The sequence below is a fragment of the Metabacillus litoralis genome (genome assembly GCF_003667825.1).
Lineage (GTDB): Bacteria > Bacillota > Bacilli > Bacillales > Bacillaceae > Metabacillus > Metabacillus litoralis_B.
This window is the reverse complement of the sequence record NZ_CP033043.1, coordinates 4,385,583-4,400,147: the sequence shown is the minus strand read 5'-3', so window position 1 is coordinate 4,400,147 and position 14,565 is coordinate 4,385,583. Positions and strand designations below refer to the sequence as shown.

The 14,565-nt window shown below is 42.7% G+C and carries 10 protein-coding genes, 13 tRNA genes and 3 rRNA genes; 1 reads left to right on the top strand and 25 read right to left on the bottom strand.

Annotated features, from left to right (window positions below; translation table 11 throughout):
- Positions 1-12: 12 nt before the first annotated feature.
- From tsaB to D9842_RS21525, 20 genes are all read right to left on the bottom strand, one after another.
- Positions 13-702, bottom strand: a complete 690-nt coding sequence (gene tsaB / locus D9842_RS21620) for a tRNA (adenosine(37)-N6)-threonylcarbamoyltransferase complex dimerization subunit type 1 TsaB (protein ID WP_121664253.1) — start codon at positions 700-702, stop codon at positions 13-15.
- The gene (tsaE, locus tag D9842_RS21615; RefSeq protein WP_121664252.1) at positions 683-1,156 is read right to left on the bottom strand and encodes a tRNA (adenosine(37)-N6)-threonylcarbamoyltransferase complex ATPase subunit type 1 TsaE; all 474 of its coding nucleotides are present in this window, start codon (positions 1,154-1,156) and stop codon (positions 683-685) included. The genes tsaB and tsaE overlap by 20 nt, the downstream gene beginning before the upstream one ends.
- Before the next feature lie 10 nt (positions 1,157-1,166).
- Positions 1,167-2,153: a thiamine-phosphate kinase gene (thiL, locus tag D9842_RS21610; protein ID WP_121664251.1), complete on the bottom strand. Its 987-nt coding sequence runs from the start codon at positions 2,151-2,153 to the stop codon at positions 1,167-1,169.
- A gap of 237 nt (positions 2,154-2,390) precedes the next feature.
- Positions 2,391-2,467: transfer RNA gene (locus D9842_RS21605), tRNA-Asp, on the bottom strand.
- A 44-nt stretch (positions 2,468-2,511) separates the two neighbouring features.
- A tRNA-Met gene (locus D9842_RS21600) sits at positions 2,512-2,588 on the bottom strand.
- Between the two features lie 168 nt (positions 2,589-2,756).
- Positions 2,757-2,872, bottom strand: a 5S ribosomal RNA gene (gene rrf / locus D9842_RS21595).
- 137 nt (positions 2,873-3,009) lie between these two features.
- A 23S ribosomal RNA gene (locus tag D9842_RS21590) occupies positions 3,010-5,938 on the bottom strand.
- 236 nt (positions 5,939-6,174) lie between these two features.
- A 16S ribosomal RNA gene (locus D9842_RS21585) occupies positions 6,175-7,724 on the bottom strand.
- The 16S, 23S and 5S rRNA genes sit together here with 13 tRNA genes alongside, the layout of an rRNA operon.
- A 106-nt stretch (positions 7,725-7,830) precedes the next feature.
- Positions 7,831-7,904, bottom strand: a tRNA-Gly gene (locus D9842_RS21580).
- 13 nt (positions 7,905-7,917) lie between these two features.
- Positions 7,918-7,994: transfer RNA gene (locus D9842_RS21575), tRNA-Pro, on the bottom strand.
- Positions 7,995-7,998: 4 nt separating this feature from the next.
- Positions 7,999-8,075, bottom strand: a tRNA-Arg gene (locus tag D9842_RS21570).
- Positions 8,076-8,168: 93 nt separating this feature from the next.
- Positions 8,169-8,254 (bottom strand) — tRNA-Leu (locus tag D9842_RS21565).
- 30 nt (positions 8,255-8,284) lie between these two features.
- Positions 8,285-8,370: transfer RNA gene (locus D9842_RS21560), tRNA-Leu, on the bottom strand.
- A gap of 12 nt (positions 8,371-8,382) precedes the next feature.
- Positions 8,383-8,458 (bottom strand) — tRNA-Lys (locus D9842_RS21555).
- A 132-nt stretch (positions 8,459-8,590) separates the two neighbouring features.
- Positions 8,591-8,665 (bottom strand) — tRNA-Gln (locus D9842_RS21550).
- 100 nt (positions 8,666-8,765) lie between these two features.
- Positions 8,766-8,842 (bottom strand) — tRNA-Asp (locus D9842_RS21545).
- Positions 8,843-8,975: 133 nt separating this feature from the next.
- Positions 8,976-9,047, bottom strand: a tRNA-Glu gene (locus D9842_RS21540).
- A gap of 9 nt (positions 9,048-9,056) precedes the next feature.
- Positions 9,057-9,147, bottom strand: a tRNA-Ser gene (locus D9842_RS21535).
- A gap of 3 nt (positions 9,148-9,150) precedes the next feature.
- Positions 9,151-9,225, bottom strand: a tRNA-Asn gene (locus tag D9842_RS21530).
- 124 nt (positions 9,226-9,349) lie between these two features.
- Positions 9,350-9,814 (bottom strand): SprT family protein, encoded by a 465-nt coding sequence (locus tag D9842_RS21525; protein WP_121664250.1) that lies wholly within the window; start codon positions 9,812-9,814, stop codon positions 9,350-9,352.
- Positions 9,815-9,907: 93 nt separating this feature from the next.
- On the opposite strand from D9842_RS21525, the gene cmpA reads away from it, so the two are divergent.
- Complete coding sequence (gene cmpA, locus D9842_RS21520) at positions 9,908-10,021, top strand: cortex morphogenetic protein CmpA (protein WP_098799762.1); 114 nt, start codon at positions 9,908-9,910, stop codon at positions 10,019-10,021.
- Between the two features lie 34 nt (positions 10,022-10,055).
- On the opposite strand, the gene D9842_RS21515 is transcribed toward cmpA, so the two are convergent.
- The 5 genes from D9842_RS21515 to D9842_RS21495 all read right to left on the bottom strand — a co-directional run bounded on the left by D9842_RS21515 (position 10,056) and on the right by D9842_RS21495 (position 14,527).
- Positions 10,056-12,218 carry a Tex family protein gene (locus D9842_RS21515; RefSeq protein ID WP_121664249.1) on the bottom strand — a complete coding sequence of 721 codons (2,163 nt, stop codon included), beginning with the start codon at positions 12,216-12,218 and terminating at the stop codon, positions 10,056-10,058.
- A 144-nt stretch (positions 12,219-12,362) separates the two neighbouring features.
- Positions 12,363-12,962, bottom strand: a complete 600-nt coding sequence (locus D9842_RS21510) for a PP2C family serine/threonine-protein phosphatase (RefSeq protein ID WP_121664248.1) — start codon at positions 12,960-12,962, stop codon at positions 12,363-12,365.
- Positions 12,959-13,750, bottom strand: coding sequence for an RNA polymerase sigma factor SigB (sigB, locus tag D9842_RS21505; RefSeq protein WP_121664247.1), 792 nt, complete (start codon positions 13,748-13,750; stop codon positions 12,959-12,961). Before sigB ends, D9842_RS21510 begins: the two co-directional genes overlap by 4 nt.
- Positions 13,716-14,198 carry an anti-sigma B factor RsbW gene (gene rsbW / locus D9842_RS21500; RefSeq protein ID WP_121664246.1) on the bottom strand — a complete coding sequence of 161 codons (483 nt, stop codon included), beginning with the start codon at positions 14,196-14,198 and terminating at the stop codon, positions 13,716-13,718. The genes sigB and rsbW overlap by 35 nt, the downstream gene beginning before the upstream one ends.
- A complete protein-coding gene (locus D9842_RS21495; RefSeq protein ID WP_121664245.1) occupies positions 14,195-14,527 on the bottom strand; it encodes an anti-sigma factor antagonist in 333 nt (110 codons plus the stop codon). Before D9842_RS21495 ends, rsbW begins: the two co-directional genes overlap by 4 nt.
- Between the last annotated feature and the right edge of the window lie 38 nt (positions 14,528-14,565).

Here is a 14,565-nt window from a genome sequence, read left to right as displayed (position 1 = left end):
ATAGCCACCATCTTATTTTTGCTGTTCTAGCCATTTCGCTTCAGCTTCAGCTAGTCTTATGTAATTTGGTACAAGACTATGAACATCTTCAGCATTCTTTCTAACCCCTATAAGTGCTAACTCACTTGGTCTCGGATTATGTAGAGCTACTTGTGCAAATTCCGCCAATCCACCAAGTATATGTGTAATTGTTTCCTCATGAATAGGGAGATCATTACCGAGAAATAGAATACGCTCATTTTTAGACTTTAACATCTCTAACCAATCTGTTAACAATAAATTTTGATCATTTTCCACAGTAACTAAATTCTGATTATCATATTGATATAAGCCTGTGTATACTTGCCCTCTTCTAGCATCAAATAGTGGAGATATCAATCCATTAAAGAAACGTCCATTTGCCGCTAATATTTCCAAGCTTGAAACACCTACAATGGGAAGTTGAAGGGCCCATGCCATTGTTTTAGCAATTGAAACACCAATTCGAACACCTGTATAAGATCCAGGACCAGTTGCTACAATAATTTTATCTAGCTGTTTTGGTGTTATATCACAATCACTTAAAAGTCTTTCAACAGCTGGCATTGCTCGTACAGAATGATTTTTCTTTAAATTTGTGATATATTCTCCAATGACTTTATCTTCTTCAACAATTGCAATTCCCAACACATTATTGGTTGTATCAATGGCTAATGCTTTCATCATTTAACTCCTTACACAGTCCAACATAATAAGATCCCTTAGGACTCATGATAATTGTTCTTGTTGTATCATCTACATAAAGAATTTTTATATCTAACCGTTCACTTGGTAACTGTTCTTCTATCAGATGAGCCCATTCTACAACAGTAACTCCATTGGCATGAAAATATTCATCGAAACCTAGGTCCTCATCAGAATCTTCTACTCGATAAACATCCATGTGATATAATGGCAGTCTCCCATCATGATATTCCTTAATAATAGTGAATGTTGGGCTGTTAACATTACGTTTAATCCCTAGTCCCTTTGCCAAGCCCTTAGTAAAAGTAGTCTTACCTGCACCTAAATCTCCCTCTAAAGTAATGACAGCATTGGGCTCTAGTTTTTTTGAAAGATTAATGGCAATCATAGTTGTATCTTCAGTACTTTTTGTTATAAACTCATATTTTTCCACTCTACTCACCTTACTTATTTCTGAAGTGGTTATACCCTGATTTTTCAATTCTGACTAATTCGTGATTAACAGTCTGTAGCATAACGCCAGAATGCTTTTGATTTACTATTCCAATTTGTGTTATTTTTACATCCATTTCATTACAAGCTTGCTTTAACTTTTCCCATGAGTTCCGTGAGGTGGTTCCGACTAATTCAAAATCTTCACCACCATAAAGAATCCATTTGTAAATATCATTTGCTGAACTCAATGACAAAAGCTCATCACTGATAGGAAGCTGATCTTTAAAGACTGTTATACCAACATCACTTGCTTCACAAATTTCATTCAATTCACTAGCAAGCCCATCACTAACATCATTTAATGAAGCGCGATCTAATGCACCTATAAGTCTACCTGCATTTACACGAGGTGTAGGCTTTTTGTGACGGGTTATAAGGTATTCTTTCGATTGTTGATTATGTATTTGTACGTGACCTAATAAAATAGCTAAACCTGCAGATGAATCGCCAATACTACCTGTTACAAAAACAATATCATCATCACAAGCCTTGCTTCTAAGAGTCTGTGTTTTTTGTTCAACTTCTCCTATAACCGTAACCGTAATAACAAGTTTGTCAGATGTAGAAACTGTATCTCCACCTAATAAATCCATTTTATATTCCTTTGCAAGCTGGTCCATGCCTTTATAAATCTCTACTAGCTCCTCTTCTTTCCATCTAGGTGGAACAGTAATAGAAACTAGATAATAAAGAGGGATACCTGCCATAGCAGCAATATCACTAATATTAACTGCCAATGCTTTATAGCCTATTTCAAAAGGAGTAGATAAATGTTTAAGAAAGTGAACTCCTTCTACCATAGTATCTACACAAACAACTTGGTTGCGATTTAGACTCGGTTCGTAAACAGCTGCATCGTCCCCAATTGCTACTTTTACATTCTTTTGAAAAGTACGATTTGGTTTTACTTTAAGAATAAAATCAAATTCATCCATTTCATTCTCCATCTTTTTTAGTTATTCGCTAATATTACGAAAAAACCTTAGGAATTGTTTCCTAAGGAGTCACTGTTAGCGTGTAAGCGTTAAACTTAGTTTAACCAAGTTTTATCTATTCTATCGTACCATATAAGGCTTAATGGTGGTATTAATTAAATTCTTATCTATGAACATAAATATTATGAGTAAACATAAAAAAAACGAAACATCATCGTTTCGCAAGCAATCAATATATGGCGGTCCGGACGGGACTCGAACCCGCGACCTCCTGCGTGACAGGCAGGCATTCTAACCAACTGAACTACCGGACCAAGTTTTTTTGACGTCAGTCAAAATAAACATCATTGAATTTTTTTGGTTGCGGGGACAGGATTTGAACCTGCGACCTTCGGGTTATGAGCCCGACGAGCTACCAGACTGCTCCACCCCGCGATAATAAGAAAACTTATAAGATTCTATGCACTTTTATTATTGCTTATACTGACCGTCCCGATTTCAGGATGATTATTCAAGATGCTGCTCAATCGGTACGCTGATGCCATTCAATGAAGCATATTCAATCGTGCTCCACCCCGCGATAATAAGAAGAAAACTTAAACTACTTGGCGACGTCCTACTCTCACAGGGGGAAACCCCCAACTACCATCGGCGCTGAAGAGCTTAACTTCCGTGTTCGGCATGGGAACGGGTGTGACCTCTTCGCCATCATCACCAAATAATTTAGTTTACGGCTTCCGATGAACTGTTCGTTCCTCGAAACCCTTTCACTTTGTATAAAGTTTTCAGGAATAATATATTCCTTCAAAACTAGATAACGATTCACAATTCAACTTCACTAAGCTTACGCTTTTATTAGGTTAAGTCCTCGATCGATTAGTATCAGTCAGCTCCACACGTCACCGCGCTTCCACCTCTGACCTATCAACCTGATCATCTTTCAGGGATCTTACTCACTAATGTGATGGGAAATCTCATCTTGAGGGGGGCTTCATGCTTAGATGCTTTCAGCACTTATCCCTTCCGCACATAGCTACCCAGCTATGCCTTTGGCAAGACAACTGGTACACCAGCGGTGCGTCCATCCCGGTCCTCTCGTACTAAGGACAGCTCCTCTCAAATTTCCTACGCCCACGACGGATAGGGACCGAACTGTCTCACGACGTTCTGAACCCAGCTCGCGTACCGCTTTAATGGGCGAACAGCCCAACCCTTGGGACCGACTACAGCCCCAGGATGCGATGAGCCGACATCGAGGTGCCAAACCTCCCCGTCGATGTGGACTCTTGGGGGAGATAAGCCTGTTATCCCCGGGGTAGCTTTTATCCGTTGAGCGATGGCCCTTCCATGCGGAACCACCGGATCACTAAGCCCGACTTTCGTCCCTGCTCGACTTGTAGGTCTCGCAGTCAAGCTCCCTTGTGCCTTTACACTCTACGAATGATTTCCAACCATTCTGAGGGAACCTTTGGGCGCCTCCGTTACATTTTAGGAGGCGACCGCCCCAGTCAAACTGCCCACCTGACACTGTCTCCCAGCCCGATCAGGGCTGTGGGTTAGAATTTCAATACAGCCAGGGTAGTATCCCACCGACGCCTCCACCGAAGCTAGCGCTCCGGCTTCTCAGGCTCCTACCTATCCTGTACAAGCTGTACCAAAATTCAATATCAGGCTACAGTAAAGCTCCACGGGGTCTTTCCGTCCTGTCGCGGGTAACCTGCATCTTCACAGGTACTATAATTTCACCGAGTCTCTCGTTGAGACAGTGCCCAGATCGTTACGCCTTTCGTGCGGGTCGGAACTTACCCGACAAGGAATTTCGCTACCTTAGGACCGTTATAGTTACGGCCGCCGTTTACTGGGGCTTCGGTTCAAAGCTTCGCTTGCGCTAACCTCTCCCCTTAACCTTCCAGCACCGGGCAGGCGTCAGCCCCTATACTTCGCCTTGCGGCTTCGCAGAGACCTGTGTTTTTGCTAAACAGTCGCCTGGGCCTATTCACTGCGGCTTTTCCGGGCTATTCACCCTAAAAAGCACCCCTTCTCCCGAAGTTACGGGGTCATTTTGCCGAGTTCCTTAACGAGAGTTCTCTCGCTCACCTTAGGATTCTCTCCTCGCCTACCTGTGTCGGTTTGCGGTACGGGCACCTCTCACCTCGCTAGAGGCTTTTCTTGGCAGTGTGGAATCAGGAACTTCGGTACTATAATTCCCTCGCCATCACAGCTCAGCCTTCACGACAACGGGATTTGCCTCGTTGTCAGCCTAACTGCTTGGACGCGCATATCCAACAGCGCGCTTACCCTATCCTTCTGCGTCCCCCCATTGCTCAAACGGTGAGGAGGTGGTACAGGAATTTCAACCTGTTGGCCATCGCCTACGCCTTTCGGCCTCGGCTTAGGTCCCGACTTACCCTGAGCGGACGAGCCTTCCTCAGGAAACCTTAGGCATTCGGTGGAGGGGATTCTCACCCCTCTTTCGCTACTCATACCGGCATTCTCACTTCTAAGCGCTCCACCAGTCCTTACGGTCTGGCTTCACAGCCCTTAGAACGCTCTCCTACCACTGTTCGTAAGAACAGTCCACAGCTTCGGTGATACGTTTAGCCCCGGTACATTTTCGGCGCAGAGTCACTCGACCAGTGAGCTATTACGCACTCTTTAAATGGTGGCTGCTTCTAAGCCAACATCCTGGTTGTCTAAGCAACTCCACATCCTTTTCCACTTAACGTATACTTTGGGACCTTAGCTGGTGGTCTGGGCTGTTTCCCTCTTGACTACGGATCTTATCACTCGCAGTCTGACTCCTGAACATAAGTCTTTGGCATTCGGAGTTTGACTGAATTCGGTAACCCGATGGGGGCCCCTAGTCCAATCAGTGCTCTACCTCCAAGACTCTCATTTCAAGGCTAGCCCTAAAGCTATTTCGGAGAGAACCAGCTATCTCCAAGTTCGATTGGAATTTCTCCGCTACCCACACCTCATCCCCGCACTTTTCAACGTGCGTGGGTTCGGGCCTCCATTCAGTGTTACCTGAACTTCACCCTGGACATGGGTAGATCACCTGGTTTCGGGTCTACGACCACGTACTCTTTCGCCCTATTCAGACTCGCTTTCGCTGCGGCTCCGTCTTATCAACTTAACCTTGCACGGGATCGTAACTCGCCGGTTCATTCTACAAAAGGCACGCCATTACCCATTAACGGGCTTTGACTACTTGTAGGCACACGGTTTCAGGATCTCTTTCACTCCCCTTCCGGGGTGCTTTTCACCTTTCCCTCACGGTACTGGTTCACTATCGGTCACTAGGGAGTATTTAGCCTTGGGAGATGGTCCTCCCTGCTTCCGACGGGATTTCACGTGTCCCGCCGTACTCAGGATCCACTCTGGAGGGAACGAAGTTTCAACTACAGGGTTGTTACCTTCTTTGACGGGCCTTTCCAGACCTCTTCATTTACTCCGTTCCTTTGTAACTCCGTATAGAGTGTCCTACAACCCCAAGAGGCAAGCCTCTTGGTTTGGGCTTCTTCCGTTTCGCTCGCCGCTACTCAGGAAATCGCGTTTGCTTTCTCTTCCTCCGGGTACTTAGATGTTTCAGTTCCCCGGGTCTGCCATCATCACCCTATGAATTCAGGTGAAGATACTACTCCATTACGAGCAGTGGGTTTCCCCATTCGGAAATCTCCGGATCAAAGCTTACTTACAGCTCCCCGAAGCATATCGGTGTTAGTACCGTCCTTCATCGGCTCCTAGTGCCAAGGCATCCACCGTGCGCCCTTAACAACTTAACCTTTGACATCGAAGATGTCGTTTAAATCAATTATTAAGAGAATCACTAAACTAAGCGTTTAAACTCAGTGAATTACTTGAATTGTTTTCGTTATCTAGTTTTCAAGGAACATAAAACACAGGATGTTCAAATGCACTCTGCATTTAGACTCCTATGTATTGAGTCTTACTTATATAGAAAGATCAGAATGATCTCTCAAAACTAAACAAAATACCAAGCGTGCCTCATTTTCCTTAGAAAGGAGGTGATCCAGCCGCACCTTCCGATACGGCTACCTTGTTACGACTTCACCCCAATCATCTGTCCCACCTTAGGCGGCTGGCTCCTTACGGTTACCCCACCGACTTCGGGTGTTACAAACTCTCGTGGTGTGACGGGCGGTGTGTACAAGGCCCGGGAACGTATTCACCGCGGCATGCTGATCCGCGATTACTAGCGATTCCGGCTTCATGCAGGCGAGTTGCAGCCTGCAATCCGAACTGAGAATGGTTTTATGGGATTGGCTTGACCTCGCGGTCTTGCAGCCCTTTGTACCATCCATTGTAGCACGTGTGTAGCCCAGGTCATAAGGGGCATGATGATTTGACGTCATCCCCACCTTCCTCCGGTTTGTCACCGGCAGTCACCTTAGAGTGCCCAACTGAATGCTGGCAACTAAGATCAAGGGTTGCGCTCGTTGCGGGACTTAACCCAACATCTCACGACACGAGCTGACGACAACCATGCACCACCTGTCACTTCGTCCCCCGAAGGGGAACCTTCTATCTCTAGAAGTAGCGAAGGATGTCAAGACCTGGTAAGGTTCTTCGCGTTGCTTCGAATTAAACCACATGCTCCACCGCTTGTGCGGGCCCCCGTCAATTCCTTTGAGTTTCAGTCTTGCGACCGTACTCCCCAGGCGGAGTGCTTAATGCGTTTGCTGCAGCACTAAAGGGCGGAAACCCTCTAACACTTAGCACTCATCGTTTACGGCGTGGACTACCAGGGTATCTAATCCTGTTCGCTCCCCACGCTTTCGCGCCTCAGCGTCAGTTACAGACCAGAGAGTCGCCTTCGCCACTGGTGTTCCTCCACATCTCTACGCATTTCACCGCTACACGTGGAATTCCACTCTCCTCTTCTGCACTCAAGTTCCCCAGTTTCCAATGACCCTCCACGGTTGAGCCGTGGGCTTTCACATCAGACTTAAGAAACCGCCTGCGCGCGCTTTACGCCCAATAATTCCGGACAACGCTTGCCACCTACGTATTACCGCGGCTGCTGGCACGTAGTTAGCCGTGGCTTTCTGGTTAGGTACCGTCAAGGTACCAGCAGTTACTCTGGTACTTGTTCTTCCCTAACAACAGAACTTTACGACCCGAAGGCCTTCATCGTTCACGCGGCGTTGCTCCGTCAGACTTTCGTCCATTGCGGAAGATTCCCTACTGCTGCCTCCCGTAGGAGTCTGGGCCGTGTCTCAGTCCCAGTGTGGCCGATCACCCTCTCAGGTCGGCTACGCATCGTCGCCTTGGTGAGCCATTACCTCACCAACTAGCTAATGCGCCGCGGGTCCATCTGTAAGTGACAGCCGAAGCCGTCTTTCAACTTTGAACCATGCGGTTCAAAATGTTATCCGGTATTAGCTCCGGTTTCCCGGAGTTATCCCAATCTTACAGGCAGGTTACCCACGTGTTACTCACCCGTCCGCCGCTAACCTCAGGGAGCAAGCTCCCATTGGTTCGCTCGACTTGCATGTATTAGGCACGCCGCCAGCGTTCGTCCTGAGCCAGGATCAAACTCTCCAATAAAGAGTTGATATAGCTCATATAAATTTGTACTATATAGTACGTTTTTTTGTTAATCGAAATTAACGTTGGCACGCTTGGTTTTGTTTAGTTTTCAAAGATCATTTTTTGGAGCGGGTGAAGGGAATCGAACCCTCATCATCAGCTTGGAAGGCTGAGGTTTTACCACTAAACTACACCCGCAAGGTGACTCGACTGGTCGGGAAGACAGGATTCGAACCTGCGACCCCTTGGTCCCAAACCAAGTGCTCTACCAAGCTGAGCTACTTCCCGTATATGGCGCGCCCGAGAGGAGTCGAACCCCTAACCTTTTGATCCGTAGTCAAACGCTCTATCCAATTGAGCTACGGGCGCATTTTTAAATTATATTAACGAGCGACTTTACAATAATAACACCTTTAGAACCAACAAGTCAATACTTTTTATAAAAATATTTTTTGTGTGTTCTGGTGCGGCCGAGAGGACTTGAACCTCCACGGGGTCGCCCCCACTAGGCCCTCAACCTAGCGCGTCTGCCATTCCGCCACGACCGCGAAATCAATTCTAATAATGTTAAAAAACTCTGGTGCGGGTGAAGGGACTTGAACCCCCACGTCACAAGGACACTAGATCCTAAGTCTAGCGCGTCTGCCAATTCCGCCACACCCGCAAGGTGTGTAAATGGTGAGCCATGAAGGACTCGAACCTTCGACCCTCTGATTAAAAGTCAGATGCTCTACCAACTGAGCTAATGGCTCTTTTTTCAATATACTCTTAGTTTTGACAACTAAACCTCTGAAGGTTTCTTCAAGGAACAATTCGATCTGCGTGCTGAAGTTTCACTTCGTAGCATATTTGATCGCCACTACCAACTGAGCTAATGGCTTAAATGGCTGGGCTAGCTGGATTCGAACCAACGCATGTCGCAGTCAAAGTGCGATGCCTTACCGCTTGGCTATAGCCCACTGAAGTTATGTCACTAGACATTTATCGTCAAAGCAACAAGAAGTTAATAGTATCAAATTCTAAGTGTTATTACAACTGGTAATTCTCGCCAATAAATAATGGCGGTCCGGACGGGACTCGAACCCGCGACCTCCTGCGTGACAGGCAGGCATTCTAACCAACTGAACTACCGGACCAAAGTTTTTTCACGTAGTGAAAATAACTCACCTTAACTTAAAGTTTCATTACCTAGCAACACTAATCATACCAGAGAAAAAATAGGAGGTGAGCTACAAGTGTGCCCACTTCCTACTCTCTAAAATATAATTATGACCCATACGGGATTCGAACCCGTGTTACCGCCGTGAAAGGGCGGTGTCTTAACCGCTTGACCAATGGGCCATTATAATATGGCGGAGAAGGAGGGATTTGAACCCTCGCGCCGCTCACGCGACCTACACCCTTAGCAGGGGCGCCTCTTCAGCCTCTTGAGTACTTCCCCATATGGCTCCGCAGGTAGGACTCGAACCTACGACCGATCGGTTAACAGCCGATAGCTCTACCACTGAGCTACTGCGGAATAATTTCTAACAGACTTCTTTAATTATATTTAATCAAGCATGTCTTGTCAAGAATTCATTATACTTAACTTTGTTTTTCAACCGCCATCAACGACGGCTTTTATAATTTAACATAGTATCAACTTAAGAGTCAACCCCTTTTAAAAGATAGATTTTACCAGCACACTTGCCGCAAACTAGACGTGTTGTGTCTACTTTTCTCTTTCTTTTGTACTCATGATGACAAGCTGAACACTTGTAGATGAGAGAAGCTTGTCTTTTTTTAGATTCAGTTTTTAAAGGCGTACAAAATCTAGGAGCACCCACTTCTTTTAATAATAATTTAAAGTCTTCGTCCCCGTGCTTATATCCCTTTCCTTCTATATGAAGATGATAGTGGCAAAGCTCATGTTTAATGATCCCAATCATTTCTTCCAATCCATGTTCAAGAAAATATTTCGGATTAATATCAATGTTATGGGTACTTAGCATATACCTTCCACCGGTTGTTCTCAGTCTTTTGTTAAAGGTTGCTTTATGCTTAAATGGTTTTCTAAATAAGCTTATTGAAATGTCTTCCACCAATTGTTGCAGTTTATCATCATTCATGAAAAATTCCTCCATATATGTAACACCACACTTGCCTAGTGCATACATTATAAACACCCATACTCCATTATAATAGTTAAGGAGGTATGAGCAATGCCATCTTGGTTACAAAATCAAATGCAGCGGGCGTTTTTAGAAAAAAATCGCTATCAAATAAAATTACTTAATCAATGCTGGTTTTTCTATAGAGAAAAACACTGCTCCTAAAAGCAGTGTTTCTTTTTGGTTTCTTCACTCACCTTCAGCTCTTCAGCATAGTAAGTGCTACTCGACCTTTCTTAAAGTCTACATCGTCCACCCAAACTGTTACAACGTCACCTACAGATACAACATCTAATGGGTGTTTTACAAACGAACGACTAAGTTTAGAAATATGCACCAATCCATCCTGTTTAACGCCTATATCAACAAATGCTCCAAAATCGACAACATTGCGAACTGTTCCTTGAAGCTCCATTCCTTGCTGCAAATCCTCCAGTTTTAATACATCCTTCTTTAACAAAGGCTTAGTTACTTCATCACGAGGATCCCGTTCTGGACGAATTAATGCATCACATATATCTTTTAGAGTTAGCTCCCCAATTGATAATACATCAGCTGTTTCTTGTAGATTTAGGTTTTTCACTTTATCTTTTAACTCTTCGCTTCCTAAATCGGCTAAAGATACGTTTAATTGCTTCAATAGTTTTTCAACTTCCCCATAGCGTTCAGGGTGAATACTTGTTCGATCTAAAGGATGATCTCCATCAAGAACTCGTAAGAAGCCAATACACTGCTCATATGTTTTTGCTCCTAGACGAGGGATATCTTTTAGTTGTTTACGGTTAGAGAATCTCCCTAACTCTTCTCTTTTTTTCACAACATTGTTTGCAACTGCCTTACTGAGTCCAGCTACATACTGAAGTAAGGAAGACGAGGCAGTATTTACGTTAACTCCAACCTGGTTTACGACTGTTTCAACAACAAACGTTAGTGATTCATTTAATTTCTTTTGGGAAACATCATGTTGATATTGCCCTACACCAACTGATTTAGGATCAATCTTAACTAGTTCAGCCAAAGGATCCTGAAGTCTTCTTGCAATGGAAACTGCACTTCTTTCTTCTACCTGTAAGTCAGGGAACTCTTCTCTAGCAAGTTCTGAAGCCGAATACACACTTGCACCTGCTTCGTTTACGATAAGATATGAAATATCTCCAGATAATTCTCTTAATATATCTGCAATGAATTGTTCTGTTTCTCTTGACGCCGTTCCGTTTCCGATTGCAACAACCTCTATTTTAAATTGCTTTAAAACATCAATTACCTTTTCTTTTGCTTGTTCTTTCTTATTAACAGGTGGATGTGGATATACCACTCCAATATGAAGCATTTTTCCAGTCGGATCTACAACAGCTAATTTACAGCCTGTTCTAAAAGCAGGGTCAACACCTAGCACCATTCTTCCTTTCAATGGTGGTTGAAGAAGTAGATTTCTTAGATTTTCAGAGAAAATATGTATTGCACGGTCCTCTGCTTTTTCTGATAACTCTTTTCTGATTTCACGCTCAATTGATGGTTGAATAAGACGCTTATATGCATCTTCTATTGTTTCAATCACCAAATTATTCACAACCGATTTTTTCCCTTTCAACTCTTCTTTTTGAAGGTAATCTAATATCTGATCAGTTGGTGGTTGAAGGGATATGCGCAATATATCTTCTTTTTCACCTCGGTTAATCGCCAAAACCCGGTGAGGAACAATTTTCTGGATTGGCTCTTCGTACTCATAATACATTTCATAAACATTCTTCTCATCTTTTTCTTCATCCTTGGCAACAGAAGAAATAGATCCTTTTCGGAACGTTAACTCTCTAATCCATTGGCGATATTTCGGCTGATCTGAGATTTGTTCTGCTACAATATCTTGTGCACCTTGTATAGCCTCTTCTACTGTTGTTACACCTTTTTCTTCATTTATAAATTCCTTAGCCTTGAGTTGGATATCCCCCTCACCTGGCAAACTTAGGATCCAAGTGGCAAGTGGCTCTAACCCCTTTTCCTTTGCAACTGTCGCCTTTGTTCTTCTCTTTTGTTTATATGGTCTATATAAATCTTCTACCTGTTGAAGCTTCATAGCTTTATTAATATCAACAGCTAGTTGTTCAGTTAATTTTCCTTGCTCTTCTATTAAACGCAGTACTTCTTCTTTACGATTTTCAAGGTTTTGTATGTATGTCCATTTCTCGGATATATCACGTATCTGCACTTCATCCAATGCACCAGTTTGCTCTTTTCGATAACGGGCAATAAATGGAACTGTATTGCCTTCTTCTAATAATGAAATAACATTCGCAACCTGTTTTATATTGATCGCAAGCTCCTTGCTAATATGCTGCATGATTTTAGTTTGTTTTTCTTCCATATCCGAATCCTCCAACTGAGTTATATTCCTTCAAGCACATGTAAACATTTTACCAAATATATTTGTTCTATTAAAATAAACGCCATGTTAAGTTTAAAATATTGTCCTAGTTTGCAAATAAAAAATAGCCGGCTCACTATTTCCTTAGAATAGCTGACCGACTATATATGTTAAATCATCATTTAATGTTTTTGTATAGTCTTCAAGTTGTCGTGATAGATCTTCAACAGATTCACCTTTATTTAATAGTGTCTTTATCCCTGGAAGAACTAATCCGTCAGTATGAATGATAAACTTAGAACCTTGTTCATATGTGTAGGTTTGTGTACGATATTTTTGAGGTTTACCAGAAAGATAACCTAATATCGGAAGAGGATATATATAAGTCCCGGATGGCGCACAAAGAATAAAGCGTATATTCCCAACGGAGCTATAGGTAAATTCTCTTGTCTTAAAGTCTACCTTTAAGATAGAAACAGTTGCTCCCCGTTTATCTTTCAGCTCTTCATTACATAATTTCATTAAGTCTTCTACATCTTTATCATCATTCTTTTCGACTAACGAACTTATTGCCTCGGAGGATTCATTCGCCCGTTCCCCACTACCTAACCCATCGGCTAAGGCACAAATTAAATATTCGTCTGTTGCTTTTATAAAAAAGCTATCACCACAACACGATTTCCCTGCTTTCGGTAACTGAAATGCTAATGTATGAACATGTTGATTATAATCTTGAACAATCATTTATTTAACTCCGGGGGCATGTCTTTTGACAATGCTTCTCTTAATTTTTGAATGGCTCTCCTTTGCAGCCTTGATACATGCATTTGAGAGATACCTAACTGTTCACCAGTTTCTTTTTGACTTTTATTCAAAATAAACGTACATTCGATAATTTCCTTTTCTCGATCTGATAAAACATGCAATACACTCTGAAGCATTAGTTTTTGATTCACTTTTTCATACCCCTGCTCTTGTGAACCAACAATGTCAAGAATGGTGACAGTACTCCCGTCAGAATCAGCCTCAATAGAGTGATCGACCGATAAAGCCTGGTAGCTTTTTCCCATTTCCATTGTTTCTAATACTTCCTCTTCAGTTACATCTAGATATTCTGCTATCTCCCTCACTTGTGGAGATCGTTGATTTTCATTTGTTAACTTGTCTACAGCTGCCTTAATCTTGGGTCCTAATTCTTTAATCCTTCTCGGAACATGAACACTCCATGTTTTATCTCTTAAGAAACGTTTGATTTCTCCAATTATTGTTGGAATGGCAAAAGCTTCAAACGGCTTTCCAACAGAAGGGTCATATCTTCTAATAGCGCCCAATAAACCAATCATGCCCACCTGTCTAAGATCTTCATGAAAGCTTTTCCCTTTGGAATATTTCTTCGCTAAGGTTTCAACTAAACCTGTATAGTGTTCAACGAGTGCCAACTGGGCTACTTTACTTTCCGTTTTCTGAAAGTCAAGTATTAACTCGTTCACCTCTTCTTTAGTTAGCTTCATATTTTGAGATGGTTGTGCCATGATCTATTCGCTCCCCGCTTAAATACTTGATCATGAAGACCGTTACCCCAGCGTTAACATGGACACGGACTTCATCCATGAGCGTTTCCATCAAATAGAGACCTAAACCTCCTTCGGGAAGTTGGTCTACTGGACTTGAAGCAGAATAAGGACCAAGTTCATCTTTTGTTTTCTCAAAATCAAAGCTTTTGCCATTATCAGCAATCATCACTTCTAATCGATCTTCATATAAACCAAATCCAACGACCACTTCGCCCTCTTCATTGTTCTTATATGCATGCTGAACAGCATTTGTACAAGCTTCACTTGTAGCAATTTTCAAATCTTCAATATCATCATATGAATATCCCATTCTACTAGCAATCCCAGAGAGGGTTAAACGAATGATACCTACATATTCTGGTTTAGCTGGCACCTTCATCTCTATATAATCTACTAATTGCTTCATTGTACCCCACCCTCTGATTTTGAAGATATATCAATGATGTCACTTAGTCCAGTAATACTAAATAAGCGCTCCAGACGATCTGATAATTCTACTAAATTTAACTGCCCGCCGTTTTTTCTTACGCTTTTTAACAACCCAACAAACACACCTAAACCCGTACTATCCATATAAGATACATTTTTTAAATTAATTGTAATATTAGGATTCGGCTCTTCCGCTAATGGTATGATGGCTTCTCTTAACTTAGGTGCTGTATAAGCATCAATTTCACCTGCGACAGAGACAATCGCTTGATCTCCAAGCTTATTTATTTCAACTTTTAAATTCACCCGTTATCACCTCAAAAGAACTTTTATGCTATTACATA

Bases quoted from the DNA above. Each gene is read 5' to 3' on its own strand.
- D9842_RS21510 (WP_121664248.1), bottom strand. From the start codon at position 12,962: ATGATTGTTCAAGATTATAATCAACATGTTCATACATTAGCATTTCAG.
- rsbW (WP_121664246.1), bottom strand. From the start codon at position 14,198: ATGAAGCAATTAGTAGATTATATAGAGATGAAGGTGCCAGCTAAACCA.
- tsaB (WP_121664253.1), bottom strand. From the start codon at position 702: ATGAAAGCATTAGCCATTGATACAACCAATAATGTGTTGGGAATTGCA.
- cmpA (WP_098799762.1), top strand. From the start codon at position 9,908: ATGCCATCTTGGTTACAAAATCAAATGCAGCGGGCGTTTTTAGAAAAA.
- D9842_RS21525 (WP_121664250.1), bottom strand. From the start codon at position 9,814: ATGAATGATGATAAACTGCAACAATTGGTGGAAGACATTTCAATAAGC.
- sigB (WP_121664247.1), bottom strand. From the start codon at position 13,750: ATGGCACAACCATCTCAAAATATGAAGCTAACTAAAGAAGAGGTGAAC.
- thiL (WP_121664251.1), bottom strand. From the start codon at position 2,153: ATGGATGAATTTGATTTTATTCTTAAAGTAAAACCAAATCGTACTTTT.
- D9842_RS21515 (WP_121664249.1), bottom strand. From the start codon at position 12,218: ATGGAAGAAAAACAAACTAAAATCATGCAGCATATTAGCAAGGAGCTT.